2 protein-coding genes are annotated in these 18573 nt (G+C 74.1%); both read right to left on the bottom strand.

The annotated features are described in order from the left end of the window. Nucleotides 1-23: 23 nt before the first annotated feature. Entirely contained in the window at nt 24-9224 is a 9201-nt protein-coding gene (locus tag AC0699_RS27655) for an SDR family NAD(P)-dependent oxidoreductase (RefSeq protein ID WP_478665322.1), read from the bottom strand. Then, the gene (locus AC0699_RS27650) at nt 9221-18571 is read right to left on the bottom strand and encodes an amino acid adenylation domain-containing protein (RefSeq protein WP_478665317.1); all 9351 of its coding nucleotides are present in this window, start codon (nt 18569-18571) and stop codon (nt 9221-9223) included. The genes AC0699_RS27655 and AC0699_RS27650 overlap by 4 nt, the downstream gene beginning before the upstream one ends. Nucleotides 18572-18573: the final 2 nt, after the last annotated feature.

Genomic DNA, 18573 nt, shown 5'->3' with positions numbered 1-18573 from the left:
CGTTCGGCTCCGTCGTCATGGCGTCACCGGTCCCGGTCACGGGTCAGCAGCGGATGCAGCAGGGCGCTCAGGGCCGAGACGCGCTGGTCGTCGGAGGCCACGGAGCGAACCGGGGACGCCTCCTGCGCGGGGGCCGTGGACCGGCCCGAAGCGGCCCCGGCGAGACCGGCCGCGATGTCGTCGGCCGTACGGGCCCGCATCAGCAGGGACGGATCGACGGTGAGGCCGCCGCGCTGCTCCAGGGCCGTGGTCAGCTCGGCGATGACCAGGGAGTCCAGTCCCAGCGCCTGGATCGGGCGGTCGCCCGGGTCCTCGCCCAGCACGTGCACGAAGGCGTCCCGGACATGACCGCGCATCACCTCGTGGTCCCGTCCGCCGGTCGTCGGTGGGGAGATCACGGTACGGATCTCGGTGGCCGCGCCCCACGTCCCGGACGGCGCCGCGACCCGCGCCGGCACGGCGGCAGCGCCGGGCTCTGCGGGCGTGGGAGCGGTGCCGGGGAAGACGACCGCGCCGCCCGACCGTACGTGGTCGAGGAACGCGTCTGCCGCCTCTCCGGTGCCGATGGAGTGCGCGGCGGAATAGGAGGCGTCCGCCTCCATGCCGGTGGCCGTCCAGTTGGGCCACGCGTGCGCGGTGACCGTGGTGGCGGTGCCGTTCTCGCTCTCGGCCAACGCCAGCTGGTAGGCGTTGGCCAGGCTGTAGTCGACCAGGCCCCGGCCGGCCCGGGCCTGCGTGCCCGCGATCGAGGACACCAGGACCGCGAAGTCGGCGCCCTGCTCCTGAGCCAGGCGTACGGCGTTCAGCGAGCCCGGGACCTTCGGGGCGAGGACCTTCGCGGCGTCGCTCCAGGGCCGGCGGTGCATCGCACCGAAGGGGTTGACTCCGCCGGAGCAGTGCACGACACCGAGCAGGCGGCCCCATCGCGCCCCGAACTCCCGCGCCACGGCGGCCAGAGCCGACGCGTCGGAGACGTCACAGGGCAGGTACTTCACCTCTGCCTGCCTCGACAGCTCCCGCAGCGGTACGGAGTGGGCATCGTCGATCACGGACCGCCCCACCACGCCGATGCGACGCGCTCCCCGGTCGACGAGCCGGCGGATCAGATGCCGTCCGACCGCGCCCAGTCCGCCGGTCACCAGGTAGTAGCCGTCACCGGACGGCTCGTAGGACGGACCGGGCGGGGCGGTGACCGTCTTCGGCACGTACCTGATGTCGTGGCGGTAGGCCACGAAGGTGCCGGAGAGCGGGTCCGTGCCCGGACCGGCGTCGGGGCAGTGGAGCAGGGCCGCGTACTCGGCGGCGATCTGCCGGGCCCGGACGCCGGCCGGGTCTGCCGGGTCCAGGTCGACGACGGCGGAGTGCTTCCGGCTCTCCGCACAGGCCGCCCGTACGGCCATGGCCATGGCGGCGGCCTCCGGACGGAGCCGTCCGCGTTCCGCCTCGTGCACGGCCGCGCCATGATGTCCCGCCCAGAGCAGCTTCCCGTGTGCGGGCAACGCCTGGACAAGGGCGCCGAGTTCGGACCAGAAAGCGCTCAGGTCGTAGGGTTCGGCGGCCTGTCGGCCCGGGGTGTCCACCACGACGACCGTGTCCGCGCTCAGCCCGGTCTCCTCGACGACCGTGCCCCGGTCGCGAAGAGCGGCCGTGAGCGCGTCCCGCAGGGCGGGGTCCGTGGTGACGAGGCGCACCGAAGAATGCCGCAACGGGGGGATGGCAGAGGGAAGTTCGCCGGAGCGCCACTCGACCCGGAGGGCTTCGGGGCGGGCTTCGGGGCGGAGCCGGGCTCCTGCTTCCGCCGTCGTGCCTCCGGCCGCGGCGGCGGTTCCGGCTGCGGCTGTGGTTCCGGCTGCGGCTGCCTCGGGGAGGGGCGATGCCACGGCCTCGTGCATGTGCCAGTGCTTCTGCGCAACGAACGGATAGGTGGGCAGGTCCGTGACCCGTGCTCCGGGCGCGGAGAGCGCCGCCCACTCGACGTGCGCGTATCCGGCTCTCACCATGGCGACGACGGCGGTGTGGCGGTCCGGTTCCCCGGCCGGAACCGTGTCCCCCAGGGCCAGGGCCAGGGCCTGTTCGGCGGTCAGGCCGCTGTCGACGCGGGCGATCGGCACTCTGCCGGCGGTGACGGCACGCAGCGCCGTCGCGAGCTCGGCGGCGTCGCGACCGCTCACGGCCGTCTGGAACTCCAGGGGCGAGCGGCCGACGTTGGCCGTGTGGCAGAGGTCGGCGGTCTCCCAGTCGTCGCGTGCCGTGTCGAAGCGGTCGGCGTATGCGGTGGCGAGGGCGCGTACGGCGACGTCGTCGACGCCGGTCACCCGCACCAGATGGCTGTCCTGGACCGCCCCCGCACGGACCGGCACCGGCGGTGGCTCCTCGACGATGACATGGGCGTTGACACCGCCCATGCCGAACGCGCTGATCGCGGCCCGCCGCGGATGTCCGCCCCTCGGCCAGGGCCGCAGGCGATCGGCCAGGTAGAACGGAGTCTCCTCAAAACGGATGTGGTCATTGGGACGGGTGACGTGCAGCGTCGGCGGAATCACCTCATGCTCCATCGCCAACAGGGCCTTCACCAGACCCGCCAGACCCGCAGCCGGCTCCAGATGACCGATATTCGACTTCAGAGACCCGATCGCACAGAACTGCGCGCGACCCGTATGCCCCCGCCAGGCCCGGGTCAGCCCGTCGACCTCGATCGGATCACCCAGACTCGTCCCCGTACCATGCGCCTCCAGCAACCCGATCGTCTCCGGCGAGACCTCCGCATCCCGCAGAGCCTCGGTGACGACGTCCCCTTGCGCGCGAGCGCTCGGCACCGTCAACCCGCTCGTGCGGCCCCCGTGGTTGACCGCGCTCCCCCGGATCACACCGCGCACCCGGTCCCCGTCACGCAGGGCCGCCGCCAACGGCTTCACCACCACCGACACCACACCCTCACCCGGCACGAACCCGTCCGCCGCCGCGTCGAAAGCACGCGACGCACCCGAAGGCGACAGGGCCCGCAGGTTCCTCATGGCCACGTAGTGCAGCGGCGACATGGCGACCCGGACACCTGCGACGACGGCCTGTTCGCACTCGCCGTTCCTGATGCTGCGCAGCGCCGTGTGCAGGGCCACCAGCGACGACGAGCACAAGGTGTCCACCGTCATGCTCGGACCGTGCAGGTCCAGGAAGTGACTGAGCCGGTTCGCGAGGAAGGCGTTGTGGTTGCCGAGGCCGCTCTGGGCGTCCAGTTCCGGCGCGATGTTGTAGTCGCGGTAGTGCTGGTAGCTGGCGCCCACGAACACGCCCGTGGACGAGGGAAGTTGACGCGGCGGGAGGCCGGCCGACTCCAGTGCCTCCCAGGTCGTCCGCAGCAGCCAGCGGGCCTGGGGGTCGAGCGCGTCGGCCTGCTTGGGGAAGAAGTCGAAGAAGCGGGCGTCGAACTCCTCGACATTGCCGAGGAAGCCGCCCACGTCGGACTCCGAGCCCTCCGCGTACGGCCCCCAGCGGTGAGCGGGCGCGGGGCTGATCTCCATGCCTCCCCGGGTGAGCAGCGACCACAACTCTGCCGGGTTCCGGGCGCCGGGCAGGGCGAGGGCGAGGCCGATGACGGCCATGTCCTTCGGATCGGGCGTGGGTTCGGCGGTGACCGTGGGCGTGGCGGGTGCGGCGGTCCTCCCGGGCGCGTCGGTCTGCTCGGCGACACGTGAGGCCAGGGCGCGGCAGTCCGCCGCGTCCAGGACGTCCGTGGGGCTCAGCCTTACGCCGTGGGTCTCCTCGATGTCGGCCGCGATGGCCGTCGCGAGCATCGAGTCGAGCCCGGCGGAGGACAGCGAGGTGGTGGCCGTGACGCTCGGATCGTGCAGGGCGCTGCGCACGACGGCGACCACCGAGGCCTCGATTCCGGCCCCGGGGGCGGGCGAGGACGCGGTCACGGCCGGCCGGGGCACGTCCTGCCGCGGCTCCTCGGCCGCTTCGGGTACGCCATTCCCCGTCACCGTCCGGTACTCCACGTCCTCAAGGCGCACCAGCACCCGGCCTTCCGCGGATAGCAGGGTGGCGTGCCCGCGCCGTAACCCGTCCGGCGCGGTGTCGTCGGCGTCGAGCAGTACGTAGGCCGTCCGCACCGGATCGTCCCGCCGTACGACCCGCCCGATGGACACCGGCAGATACGTCGCCGACGCCGCGGCCGGGTCGGCCAGGGTCAGGACGGCCATGCTCTGCAGGGCGGCGTCGAGGGCGACCGCGGCCCTCTCCAGGTCGTCGCCGGTGGAGCCGTCGACCCGGGCGAGCACGCGGGCCGGCCCGAAGCGCACTTCCGCGAGGGATCGCAGGGGTGCGGCGAAGTCCATCCCCGTGGCCGCGAACCAGGCGTACAGGCCCGTGGGTTCCAGCGTCCGGTCGAGCCCGGCGCGCAGGGCGTCGATGTCACGGTCGCCGGACGTGTCGCCGAGCACCTCGTCCGCGCGGCCCGTTTCGAGACGGGCGACGATCCGGTCGCCGTGCCGGAAGGTGACCGGCCCCGTGCGGGCGGGATCGTCCAGGTCGCTGGTGAGGGCGTGGAGTCCGGTGCCCCGGCCCACGAACGCGATCCGCCGCAGGACGTCGGCGCTCCCGAGTGCCAGGGCCAGCGTCAGCGCCCCCGGCACGGTCTCCTCACCGAACACGCGGTGGGCGCGGGACAGCCGGTGGACGGTCCCGGTCACGTCGGCCGTGCCGTCGTCCGTGTCCTCCGTCCCCGTGGAGCCCGTCCGGAAGGATTCGGCCCGGAAGGGGTAGGGCGGCAGAGTGACCCGCCGGACCGGCGTCCCCTCGTGCACCTGGCGCCAGTCGACGGTTCCGCCGCCGACGTGGAAGAAGGCCAGTCCGGTGCTCAACCGGTCGTCCGGGACGCGCAGTTGAGCCGCGAGCCTTTCGGGGGTGTGCGACGTGAAGGGAGCCGTGCGGGCGGCGAGCGCGGCGTCGGCCGTACGGGCTCCGTTCTCCAGGACCGTCCCGTCGCGCAGGACGGATCCGTGGGCCTCGCCGCCCCGGCGCGCTGTCTGCGCCAGCCCGGCCAGCAGGGCGTCGGCCGTGGAGCCGAGGACCGCGACGCGGTACCGCAGGTGCTCGCGTCCCACGGCGGCCGATCGGCACAGCGCACCCGCGGCCGACGGCTCGGCCCGCAGCAGTCGTTCCAGGTCCGCCGCCCGCCGGGCCAGTCCCTCCGGCGTGTGCGCGGACAGGAGCAGGAGGTGTTCGCCCAGACGGGAGGGCACGGGGGCGTCCGCGGCGGGCGGTGCGGCGGAGTACTCCTCCACGACGATGTGCGCGTTGGTGCCGCCCATGCCGAAGGCGCTGATCCCCGCGCGGCGCGGCCCGTCGGAGCGCCACGGCCGCGGTTCCGTCGGTATCACGAAGGGCCCGCCGGTGAGGTCGAGGTGCGCGCCGGGGGTCTCGTAGCCCGCGAGGGGCGGGATCTCCCCGTGCCGCAGGCAAAGGAGGACCTTGACCAGTCCGGCGAGTCCGCCGGCCGGCTCCAGATGGCCGACGTTGGCCTTCACCGAGCCGATGTGCACCGGCGTACGGCGGTCCGGGTCGTCGCCGAACACCTCGGTGAGCGCGGCGATCTCGATCGGGTCGCCCAGCCGGGTCGCCGTGCCGTGGCTCTCGATCAGGGAGATGTCCGCCGGGGCTACGCGGGCGTCATCGAGGGCGGCGCGGATGACGGCGGTCTGGGCCTCGCTGCGGGGCACGGGCAGGGCGCTGCCGCGGCCGCCGTGGTTGACGGCCGTCCCGCGGATCACGCCCCAGATCCGGTCACCGTCGCGCTCGGCGTCCTCAAGACGCCTGAGCATGACGGCGACCGCTCCCTCGCCGGGGACGAAGCCGTCGGCGCGGTTGTCGAAGGGGCGCGGCAGGGTCTCCGACAGGGCCCCGAGCTGGCTGAGGCTGCGGTAGTACCAGGGGGTGAGCCCGACGTGGCAGGCCGCCACGATCGCGGCGGCGCAGGTTCCGGCGCGCAGCGCGGCGACCGCCTGCTGGACGGCGACGAGGGAGGAGGAGCACAGGGTGTCGACGGTCTGCGAAGGGCCCGTCAGGTCGAGCGCGTAGGAGATGCGGTTGGCCAGCACGGCGTTCAGGGAGCCGAGCGCGGTGTGCGGTCCGACGGTGTCCAGGCCCTGGGCGTCGCGGTGGTGGGTGTACGTGGCGCCGACGAAGACGCCTATGTCGCGGCGGCCGGCGAGACCGCTCTCGTCGCGTACCGCCCAGGCGTGTTCGAGCAGCAGCTTCTGCTGGGCGTCCATCTCCTCGGCCTCGCGCGCGGAGATGCCGAAGAACGACGGATCGAAGCGGTCGATGTCGTCGAGGAAGGCGCCGGTGCGGCAGTAGGTCCCCGTCATGCGGGGGCCGCGTCGCTCGAAGTGCGCGTCGATGTCCCAGCGTTCGGCCGGGATCTCGGTGAAAGCGTGTCCGCCGGAGCGCAGCAGCGGCCACAGACCGGCCACGTCGGGCGCTCCGGGCAGGTCGCCGGAGACGGCGACCACGGCCACGTCCGTGCCCCGCCCGGTGTCCGCCCGCTGAGGACGGGCAGCCGGGGCGGCCTCCGGCTCGGGCTCCCGCACGTCCTGTGTGGCCGGCGCCGCCGGTTCCCGGGTCTCCCGGGCGGCCGGCGCCTGCACCGCGCCGGCCGCACCGTACCGGTCCGTCAACGCCCGTGCGAGTTCCGCGAAGTCGCCGTGTTCCAGGAAGAGGGTGGCCGGGAGGTGGAGGCCCCACCGGCGGGACAGCTCCTCCGACAGCTCGACGCTCATGATGGAGCTCATGCCGTAGTCGGCGAGCGGTGTACGGCGGTCGAAGGAGGCCACGCCGAGTCGTTCGGCGAGGAAGCCCTCCAGCTCGTCCTCCACCCGCTCCCGGCCCTCTTCGGCGTGTACGCCACCCAAGTCGTCGTGTTCCGGGGAGGCCGGCGTCCGCGTGGCCGCGGTGGCGCGCCGGTCGCCGGCGTTCGGCCGGGGCTCCGTGCCGTCGGGATGGGCGACGACCACCTGGCGGGCGTCCCCGCCCAGGACGGCGATCAGCGCGTCCAGGGCCTCGGCCGTGCCCAGTGGCCGGACGCCCCGGCGCCGCAGCTGGTCCGCGACCGCCGTGCCCATGCCGACCTCGCCCCACAGGCCCCAGTCGACGCTGAGCCAGGGCGTGCCGCGCGCGTGGGCGAAGGCGTCCAGGTAAGCGTTGGCGGCGGCGTACCCGCCCTGGCCGAGGTTGCCGAAGGTGCCGGAGACGGAGGCGAACAGGACGGCGAAGTCGAGGTCCGTTCCGGCGACGGCGGCGGCGAGTTCGCGGACGCCGTCGGACTTGGGCCGCATGACCGCGGTGATGTCCTCGGCGGTGGTGGACCGGATCAGTCCGTCCTTGAGGGTGCCCGCCGCGTGGACCACGCCGTGCAGCTCGCCGTGCTCGCCGCGGATGCGTTCCACGACGGCCCGGAGCTCACCGGGGGCGGTGATGTCGGCGGCGTACGACACGACGGTGCATCCCGCCGATCCGATCCCGGCCAGGCGGGACCGGTCGGCGCCCGCCGCGCCGCTCCGGCTGACGAGCGCGACGAGTCCGGCGCCCTCCGCGGCGAACCGGCGGGCCACCTCCAGGCCCAGTCCCCCGTGCCCGCCGAGGACGAGATACCGGCCGCCCTGCCTGATGGGCCGGCTCACCGGGCGGGCCTGCTCGTCGAACAGGCGGACGGGCTCGTGGCGGACGCCGCGCCGGTAGCCGACCTCCGTGGGGCCGTCGCCGAGTTCCGCCGTGAGTGCGTCGTCGTCGGCGTCGTCGAGGTCGACGAGCCGGGGGCGCAGGCCGGGGTACTCGATGGCCGCCGTGCGGACGAGACCCCACAGGGCCGCGCGGGCGGGCACGGGCGTGTCGTCGTCCGCCACCGGCTGGGCGTGCCGGGTCACCACGAGGAAGCGGGACTTGCGCTGCCGCTCGCCGAGCGTCTTCAGGGCGGCGAAGCACCCGTACAGTCCGGCGCGGAGTTCGGTGTCCTCCGCGCTGTCATCGGCCGGTTCGGTGGCGTTCCACAGGTGCACGACTCCCGCCACCGGGTCTCCGACGGCCTCCCACAGCCGCCGGAATCCGTCCTCGTCGGCGTGCGGCAGGACGAGGTGGTCGCGGTCCTGTGCCGGGTGCGCGGCGGACGTGCCGAGGCCGACCTCCATCACGCGGGCACCCTCGGCGCGCAGCTGCCGGGCCGTGCGCTCGCCGGAGGCGTCGCCGTGGTGGAGGACCACCCAGGTGCCTTGCTCGGGCTCGCGCTCGGGGCCGGGCGCGGGCCGCCAGTGGATGCGGGAGACGGGCTGCACGGCCTGCCCCGACGGCCCGGCTCCCAGGCCCGGTACGGGCGATCCTGTCGGGCCCGCGACGCTCCCCCAGAGCTTCGCCTGGGAGGTACCCCCAGCTACGGGACCTCGTGGCACCGCGGCCGTACGGCGCATGCGGACACCTTCGAACTCCGCGGCGACCTCGCCCGACGGCCCGAGGACCACGGCGTCGGCCGTCGAGTAGGCGCCGTCGACACCGGTCCGGCGGACCAGGACGCCGGCCCCGGACGACAGGGCCGACAGATCGGTGTAGACGGCGACGCGCGCCACGCCGATCGGCAGCATGGGCTGCGGTCCGGTCGCTCCCGAGAGGTCCTGGAGTGCGCAGCTCACGACCTGGAACACGCCGTCCGTCAGCAGGGGGTGGGCGAACCACGGCATGGGCTCGGCGTCGCTGCGGAGGACGCCTCGGGCGGCGCCCTCCCCGACGGTGAGCTCCCGGACCGTGCGGAAGTCGGGCCCGTACCGCAGGCCGGCGCGCGACCAGCTCTCGTACAGGTCGTCCGGGGTGATCGTGCGCGTGCCGGTCACCTGTGGGACGGCCCTGGGCGTCGAGCCGTCCGGGAGCCGCCGGCCGCGGCCGGTGGACAGTTGTTTGCGTTCCCCGGCCACGACGATGCTCAGTTCGAAGCTGGTGTCCGGGTCGTGGCTGACGTCGAGCCGGACGGCCGCCGTCGCGTCGTCGGCGATGGTGAGGGGCCTGAGGAAGGCCACGTCGGTGAGCTCCAGCGGCGTGAACGGCCCGAGCCGGGCGACGCCCACCATCGCCATCTCCATCTGCACCGCGGCGGGCAGCAGTCCGGTGCCCGCGGCGCGGTGCTGGGCGATGAGGGGTTCGTGTCCCGCGAAGGTCTTCTCATAGGTCTCGGCTCGGTGCGTCACTGTCCCTCGCTCCGGTGCTCGTAGTGGCGGTCGAACAGCGGGTGGCTGACGGCGTTCGTCACGGCGCGGCGGCGAGCGGGGGGCGCGGCCAGCGGCTCTCGGTGGAACGGATAGGTGGGAATGGTGGTCGTGCGGTGCTGCTTGCCCTCGTGGAGCGCGCTCCAGTTCAGGTCGGCGCCCGTGCGGTTGTGGTGGGCGGCCAGGGCGGTGTGGAGCTGGACCTGGTCCTTGCGCCCGCGGTGGAGAGTGGTGAGCCAGAGGGGGTGCGGCTCGGCGAGGGTCGTACGGGCCAGGGGTGTGAGGTGGGGGTGGGGGCCGATCTCCCAGACGGCCTGCGGGCTGGTCTCGGCGAGGGCCGTCAGGGCCTGGGTGAAGCGGACGGGCCGGCGGATGGCCTCGGCCCAGTGCCCGGCGTCGACGGCGGAGTCCGGGGTGTGCCAGGTCCCGGTGAGGGTGGCCGCGAACGGGACGGCGGGCGGCTTGAGGGCGGTGGCGGCCACGGCCTCGGCGAAAGGCGCGACGGCCGGTTCCATGTCGGCGGAGTGGAAGGCGTGGCTGACCGTGAGGAGCTGGGTCCGGTGCGGGGTCTCCTCGCGGAAGCGGGCGAGCGCGTCGGCGGGGCCCGTGACGGTGTGGACCTGGGGCGCGTTGTAGGCGCCGATCTCGAGGCCGGAATGGGCCCGTAGCGCGGCGGTGAGGGTGTCGGTGTCGGTGTGGACGACCGCCATGGCGCCGGTCGCGGGCCGGTCCTGCATGAGCTGTCCGCGCAGGGCGGTCAGGCGGAGCAGGTCGGGCAGGGAGAGCACGCCGGCGGCCCAGGCGGCGGTGAGCTCGCCGAGGCTGTGCCCCGCGACGGCGTCGGGGCGCACCCCGGCGGCCCGCAGGAACCGGGCCAGGGCCACCTCGACGCTGACGATGGCTGGCTGCGCGTACCGGGTCTGGTCCAGCAGGTGCTGGGCGTCGCCCCACAGCAGGTCGAGCAGCGGGACGTCGGTGTGCGGGACGAGGAGGTCGGCGCACTCGTCCAGCGCGTCGCGGAAGTACGGTTCCGTGGTGTACAGGTCCCGGCCCATGCCGGGGTACTGGGCGCCCTGGCCGGTGAACAGGAAGGCCGTGGTGGCGGGCTTGCCGGTGCGCCGGACGACGGGTGCACGGCCGGCCGCGACATCGGCGAGCCGGCCGGCCAGCTCCCGGGCAGTGGCACCGTGCACGGCGACACGGTGGCGCTGCGCGGCGCGGCCGGTGTTCGCGGTGAAGGCGAGATGCCCCAGCCGGTCCTCGGGCGTGACGGCCACGTGGTCGGCGTAGGCGGCGGCGAGGGCACGCACGGCGGCCTCGTCGGCGCCGGTGACCCGTACGAGATGGCTGTCCTGCACCAGGCCCGCAGGGGCGGGCACGTCCGGTGCCTCTTCGACGATGACGTGCGCGTTGACGCCGCCCATGCCGAAGGCGCTCACCGCCGCACGACGCGGTCCGCCCGTACGCGGCCACTCGACGGGCCGGTCCGCGAGGTAGAACGGCGTTCCCTCGAAGCGGATGTGGTCGTTCGGCCGCGACACGTTCACCGTCGGCGGGACGACCCCGTGCTCCAGCGCCAGCAGGACCTTCACCAGGCCCGCGAGCCCTGCCGCGGGCTCCAGGTGGCCGATGTTGCTCTTCAGGGAGCCGAGCGCGCAGAACTGCGACCGCGCCGTGAAGCGGCGCCACGCCCGCGTCAGCCCCTCCACCTCGATCGGATCGCCCAGTCCCGTGCCCGTGCCGTGCGCCTCGACCAGACCGATCGACTCCGGCGACACCCCCGCGTCCGCCAGAGCCGCGGCCACGACCTCCTGCTGCCCCCCACCGCTGGGAACCGTGAGGCCGCTCGTGCGGCCGCCGTGATTGACCGCGGTCCCCCGGATCACACCGCGCACCCGGTCCCCGTCGCGCAGCGCCGCCGCCAAGGGCTTCACCACGACCGACACGACCCCCTCGCCCGGTACGAACCCGTCCGCACCGGCGTCGAAGGCACGCGACCTGCCGGTGGGCGAGAACGACCTGAGGCGTGAGCCGAGCTGGAAGTACTGGGGCGACATCCCCATGTGCACACCGGCGACGATCGCCTGCTCGCACTCCCCGTTGCGGATGCTCCGCACCGCCGTGTGCAGGGCCACCAGCGACGACGAGCAGAGCGTGTCCACCGTCATGCTGGGGCCGTGCAGGTCGAGGAAGTAGCTGAGCCGGTTGGCGAGGATCGCGTTGTGGTTGCCGAGGCCGGCCGCGGTCTGGACGACGTCGTCGACGACCACGTCGCGGTAGTGCTGGTAACTGGCGCCCACGAACACGCCCGTGGAGCGGTGCGGCTTCCCCGCCAGCCCGGCGTCCTCCAGGGCGCGCCAGGCCGACTGGATCAGATGCCGCTGCTGCGGGTCGATCCACTGCGCTTCGGCGGGTGACAGCCGGAAGAACCCGGGGTCGAAGTCGGTCAGCCCGTCGACGAAGCCGGCCCGCCTGAGGTACACGGTGCCGGGCCTGCCGTCGGTGCCGTAGTAGGCGTCGATGTCCCAGCGGGAGGCGGGTACTTCGCTGAGGCAGTCCTCACCGTCGAGCAGGACCCGCCACAGTTCCCCGGTGTCGGCGGCGTTCGGGAAGACACCGTCGACGCCGATGACGGCGATGTCGCGCCGTGCCGGGTCGGGCGTGCCGGCGGCCGGCGCTGCGGGAGTGACGAACGGCTCTGCCAGGGGGGCGAGTTCCTGGTCCCGAGGATCCGAGCACGTGGCGTCCTCCGGCTCCGCGGTGGACGTGGCATCTTCCGGCTCCGCGGTGGACGTGGCGTCTCCCGGCTCCGCGGTGGACGTGGCGTCTCCCGGCTCCGCGGTGTGCGCGGCCTCGCCGGGAACGGCGGTGACGCCGTACTCCTCACGGAGCTCGGCGGCGAGCCGGTCGACCGATCCGGTTTCGAGGACGAGGGTCACGGGGATGTCGACGCCCAGCCTGTCGCGGAGGTCCTGCGCCAGCGCGACGGCGAGCACGGAGTCGAGCCCCTGCTCCTGCAACGGGCGGTCCGGTTCGAGCTCGTCGATCCCCGTCTCCAGGGCGTCGGCCACCCACCGGGCCAGGGCGGCGTCAAGACCGTCGCCCTGTCCGGTGCCGGGCGCGGGCCGGGCGGGCACGGGGCGGTGACCGTTGCTTTCGGCGGCCGGGACCACGGGCCGGCCGGAACCGGCGCCGGCGCCCCGGGCCGTGACGGGTCGCGGGGCACCGGCCGACGGCGTGCTGGACAGCCGCTTCCAGGTGATGCCGCGGGCTTCCAGCACCGGCTCATCACCGTCGAGGATCACCAGACTCGCGGTCAGCAGACCGGAGTCGGGACGGGTCTCCCGGTCGCGCCGGGCGTACACGCGGACGGTGGCCGGGACACGGCCGAGAACCGTGAGCCGTTCGACGGCGAACGGCACGTACAGGCCCTGCGCGCCGCACGCGGTGAGGGCGACCTGGAAGGCGCCGTCGAGGAGCCGCGCGTCGACCACACCGTCGGGGGCGGCCCCGGCGCGGAGCACGCCCGTCGCCTGACCGGGTGCGGTGGAGAGGGCGGCGACGGTCCGGAAGGCGGAGCCGTAGGAGAGTCCGTCGCGTTCGAACGCGCGGTAGAGCGCGTCGAGTTCGACGGTGGTGAAGCCGTCGCCGGACGGCGGGACGGGGAGCACCGGCTGTTCCGGCGCGGTCAGCTCGGCGGTACACACGAGGGCGCCGTTGCCGTCGCGGAACGTGACCTGTGCTCCGTCTCGTTCGGCCGACAGGGTCGCGGGGGTCTCGACGCCTCTGCGGAACGTCAGGTCGCGCAGGCCGAACCGTTCGCGGCCGACGAACTCGGCCACCTTGCCGGGGTAGGCCGCCCCGGGCAGGGTCGGCCTGCCGAGGACCACGTGCTCGGCGGCCTCGGGGAGTTCCGCCCACGAGTCGGTCGTACGACTGGTCGCGGCGGCCTCGCTGCGGACGTCACCCTGCTGGGCCGCGCGGGGGCGAGCCTCGCCCGGCGCCGGGGGCGTCGGCTGCGGCTGCGGCTGTCCGGTCGGCTCCAGCCAGAGGTACTTCTCGTCGTGCGGCGCGGTCGGGAAGCGTACGCCCGCCCGGCCCGGCCCGGTGGAGAGGTCGGCGCCCGTGACGAACTGCCGGGCCACCGCCTCCAGTTCCTCCCGGCTCGCCCAGTCCTGGGCCGCCGCCTTCTCCGTGTGCCCGGAGCCGTCGGCCACCCCCAGGTAGAGGGAGCGGGCGTCGTCCACTCCGGCCAGGAACAGCCGCAGCTTGTCGTCGAGCTGTTCGAGGCTGTCGACGACGCAGGCGAGCCGGTGTGCCGCCCCCGGACGCCTGCGGCTCGCCTCGCTCAGCGACCTGAGGGACGGGCAGTACGGGGACCGCAGCATCAGCACGAGGCGGTGCACCAGGGTGCGCAGCGCCGCTTCCGACACCGCCGACAGGGTCAGCAGCCGGAGCAGCCGGTCGCGGTCCGCGGCGTCCTCCTCGACGCGGGGAGCTGCCTCGACCACCACGTGGGCGTTCGCGCCGCCGAAGCCGAAGCTGCTGACGCCCGCGATCCGCGGCCCCTCCCAGGGCAGGTGCCGGTCGGCGACGAACAGCGGGGAGGCCGCGAAGTCGAACGACTTGTTCGGGGTGGTGAAGTTGAGGGACGGCGGGATGCTTCCGGCCTGGAGGGCGAGGATCGTCTTGATGAGTCCCGCGATGCCGGCGGCGGGCTCCAGATGGCCGATGTTCGTCTTCACCGATCCCACGGGGACCGGGTGCGCGGCCTCCTTGCCGAGGACCGCGTGCAGCGCTTCGAGTTCGATGAGGTCACCGAGCTGTGTGCCGGTGCCGTGCGCCTCGACGTAGCCGATGTCGCCGGCGGCGACCCCGGAGGCCGCGAGTGCCTTGCGCAGCACCGCCGTCTGGGCGGGCCTGCTGGGCGCGGTGAGGAAGCCGGCGCTGCCGCCGGTGTGGTTGACGGCGGTACCGCGGAGCACGGCGAGGACCGGGTCCCCGTCGCGCCGGGCGTCCGCGAGCCGCTTCAGGACGACGACGCCGCAGCCCTCGCCGCGGACGTAACCGTCGGCCCCCTCGTCGAAGGCCCGGCACAGGCCCTGGGGGGACAGCATGCCGTTGCGTGCGAAGGAGCGCGTCTTGTCCGGCGTCAGGACCAGGTTGGCCGCGCCCACGACGGCGGCGTCGACGTCACCCGACCGCAGGTGCATGGCGGCCTGGTGCAGGGCGACGAGGGACGACGAGCATGCTGTGTCCACGGCCACGCTCGGTCCCGACCAGTCGAAGACGTGCGACAGCCGGTTGGCGACCATGGAGATCGCGGTGCCCGTGGCGACGTGCGGGTCGCCGTGGCCGATGCTCCGCGCCACCAGCTCCGGGAAGTCGCTCGCGATCGTGCCGATGAAGACGCCGGTGTCGGCCCCGAGCGACACGTGGTCGTGGCCGCTGCTCTCCAGCGCCTCGGCGGTCACGCTCAGCAGGATGCGCTGCAGGGGGTCCAGGCGCCGGGCCTCGCGGTCGGTGAGGCCGAAGCGTGCGGGGTCGAAGTACTCGACTCCGTCGGCCCAGCCCATCTGCACCTCGTCGGCCTCGGCATCGGTCCACAGGTGGGCCCAGCCGCGCCGGCCCGCCGGCGCGTCACCGACGCTGGAGACGCCGTTGACCAGGTTGAGCCAGAACTCGTCCGGGGTGGTGGCGCCGGGGAACCGGCACGCCATCCCGACCACGGCGAGCGCACCGCCGGGGGCGTCCTCCCGCACGGGCCCGGGCCTCGGATGTTCGGATTCCGCCAGAACCGTCACAGGCCGCTTCTCGTCCACCGCCGTCTCCCGTACGGGCTCGGCGGCGGAGACGGCGGTATGCGCCTCCGGCTGCGGCTCCGGCTCCGGCTCGGGGATCTGCACCAGTCCGTCGGCGGCCAGCAGACGGGCCAGCTTGGTAGCCGTGCCGGTCGCGAAGATCGACGGAGCGGTGACCTCCGCACCCAGCTCGCGGCTGAGGCGTACGGCGGCGACGGTGACGTTGGCCGAGTCGCCGCCGAGATCGAAGAAGTTGGCGTCCGCGGCGAAGCCGGGCTGTCCCACGGTGTCGGCGAAGACACGCGCGATGAGCTCGGTCACTGCCTCCGTGGTCAGGGCGGCGGCCGCGGGAACGGCAGGCGCAGCGGCGACATCAGGTGCGGGAGCAGTGACGGACGGGGCAGGCGCGGCATCGGCGCGAAGGACCGTGTCGCGTGTCGGCAGCGGCAGCCGGGCCCGCGCCACCTTCCCGTTGTCGGTCAGGGGCAGCGCGTCGATCCGTACGTACGCGTCCGGCACCATGTAGTCGGGCAGCGTGGCGCCGACGAACTCGTCCAGCCGTGCCTTCGCCGGCAGGCCGTCGCCGACCAGATAGGCGGTGAGACGCGGTTCACCCCGGCCCTCGAAGCGGGCGGCGACGACGACGGCCGTGGTGATCCCGGGGAACCGTTCCAGGACCTGCTCGATCTCGGCGGGCTCGATGCGGTTGCCCCGTACCTTGACCTGGGCGTCGGCACGGCCGAGCCATTCGACGGCGCCGTCGGTGTGGAGCCGTACCTCGTCACCGGTCCGGTAGAGGCGCACCCCGGTGACGGGGTGGACGATGAAGGCGTCCGCCGTGAGGTCGGGCCGGTGGGCGTACCCCTGGGCGAGTCCGGCGCCGGAGATCCAGAGCGCGCCCGACGTACCGGGTGCGCACGGCTCCAACTGCTCGTCCAGGACGTGCAGGTGCAGGTTCGGCAGCGGCTCGCCGAGCGGGACGAAGGCGCCCACGGAGGTGACGCGGTGGGCGGAGGCCCAGATGGTGGCCTCGGTGGGGCCGTACAGGTTCCACAGGACACGGGCCGAGGCGTGCAGGCCCTCGGCGACGCTCCGCGGCAGGGCCTCGCCGCCCGAGAGGGCGGTGAGCTCCGCGTGCGGGGTCCACCCGGTGGCCAGCAGAAGCCGCCACATGCTCGGCGTGGCCTGGGCGACGGTCACCTCGCCGGCCAGTTCGGCCAGGCGCTGCGGATCGCGCGCCACCTCGCGGGAGGCGAGGACGACCGTGGCGCCGACGGTCAGCGGCAGGAACAGCTCCAGCAGGGAGATGTCGAAGGCGACCGTCGTGTGGGCGAGTACGACGTCCTCGGCCGAGGAGCCCAGCCGCTCGCCGATCCCGGTGAGGAAGTTGGCGAGCGCCCCGTGTGCGATCTCGACGCCCTTGGGAGTGCCCGTGGATCCGCTGGTGAACAGGAGGTAGGCGAGGTCGCCCGTCCCGACCCGCGGCGGCACGGCCGGTGCCGACCCGTCCGCCTCCGGTACGCGCAGGGCGGTGCCCAGGGAGGCGCCGAGAGCGTGGGTGGTGCGGTCGGTGACGATCAGGTCGCACCGCGCGGCCTCGGTGTACCCGCGCAGCCGGTCCGTGGGGTACGCCGGGTCGAGCGGGAGGAAGGCGGCGCCGGACCGGAGGATGCCGAGGAGGGCGGGGATCAGGTGGATGCCCCGTTCGACCAGGACACCGACGACCGATCCGGACTCGATGCCCTGGTCGTGCAGACGGGCGGCGATCGCGTCGGCCCAGGAGTCCAGGGCGGCGTAGTCGAGGGTGCGGGTGCCGCTGCGCACGGCGGTGGCCGTGGGCCGGTCGGCGACCGCGGCGGCGAACAGGCCGAGTACGGTCGCGCCGCCGGGTGCCGTCGTCGCCGTCGTCTCCTCGGGTTCCGGCCGGGTGGCGTCGGGCCGGGGCGCGGGCTGCGTCTCGTCGCCGTGGAACAGGGCGGCCAGGGCGAGGTCCTCGACCCGCTCGGTGAACTCCAGCGCCTCGTCGCGTCCCATCGCGGTGTCGCGGATGAAGACGGTCGGCGGGCCGTCCTGCAGGCACAGCAGCGCGAGCTCGGTGTGCGGTTCGGCCGACGCCTCCTCCCCCGCGCTGCGTTCGAGGACCATCACATCGGTGAACGTCGGCTCCCCGGAGCCCAGGGGGCGTCCCGCGAGGCCGAGCCGGACCTCGAGGTCGGCGGCGTAGCCGTGCCGGGCGGCGGCCTCGTCGAGCTTGTCGCGCAGGGCACGGGCGCTGTCGCCGTCGAACCGTACGGGGAAGCGCGCGGCGGCGATGCCGTGGGTTTCCTCGGCCCGTGCGCGGGCGGCCGACGACGACCAGGCGAAGTCGAAGGTCCGCTCGCCCGCGCGCTCGGCCACGACGTCGAGGAAGGCGCGGACGACACCGATCGCCTCCTCGCGGGAGCCGGGGACGAACGCGAGCTCGTAGCGGCCGTAGTGCGCCGCGCCGGCACTGAAGTCGTCGACGGGCAGCCGCGCCGGGCGCAGGTCCCGCAGCCGCGCGCTCCACCACGGTTCGTGGGCCCGCAGCGGCTTCTGGGCGGCGGCGATGGCGGCGAGCCGTTCCTCGCCGACGGGAGGCAGGGGTGCGCCTTCGACGGCGCCGAGTCGCTGTGCGGCGGCCTGGCCGCTGAGGGCGCTGCCGTCGAGGGCGGCGAAGTCGCTGAGGACGAGGTCGGCGTCCGGGGCGGACAGGGTCAGCGCCGAGGTGGTCACCGACCGCACGACGGTGTCCGTGCGGGTCTCGTCCCGGGGGATGAGCCGGATCTGCCGGGTGAGAACGGTGCCCTGTTCGGTGACGAGCGTGGGTACGCCGAGCGGGTTCGGGAAGGTGCCGTGGTCCAGGGCCTTGGAGATCCGGGTGGCCTCGGCGGCCGAGGTGCCGGCGTGGACGAGCCCGCCGGAGGCCATGCGGGCGGACCGCCGGTAGAACCGCCGCTCGCGGTCAGCGGTGTCGACGGGGTCGGGGAGGGTGCCCGCCACGACGTGCGGGACGAGGTCCTTGAACAGCTCGATGCCGGCCTCGGCGGTCTCGTACGTCAGCGAGAGCGCGGTGGAGTGGTCGCGGACCGGGAACCAGCGTTCGAGCAGGACGCTGCCGGCGTCCACGGCCTCCGTCATCCGGTGCCAGGTCGCCGCGTGCCGGGTCGCGCCCTCGTAAAGGGCCCAGGCCGGGACGTTGCTGCCGGAGTAGCGGGGCAGGGGCCCGTCGTGGAAGTTGACCGCGGCGACCTCGGGCAGGTCCAGGACGTCCGCCGTCAGGATACGGAAGTTGACCATGCTGAACAGGTAGTCGAACTTCCGCCCGGAGAGCGTCGCCGCCAGGTCGCCGTACGGGTCGAGCACGGGCACGGCGTGTTCGCCGGCCCACGCGACGACCGCCGGCTCGTCGCTGAGGATTCCCTCGATGCGCACGCCCGCGTCGAGCAGCTGCCCGGCGCACTGGGTGAGGACCCTGGTTCCCCCGATGATGTAGCAGTTGGTCGTCATGC

It is taken from the genome of Streptomyces sp. NPDC043870, from assembly GCF_056435785.1.
Note: the sequence above shows the minus strand (reverse complement) of the source record. Positions and strands in the feature narration are given on the sequence as shown.

What these genes read in the sequence shown, in the direction of transcription:
- AC0699_RS27650 (WP_478665317.1), bottom strand. Translation starts at nt 18,571, where the DNA reads ATGACGACCAACTGCTACATCATCGGGGGAACCAGGGTCCTCACCCAG.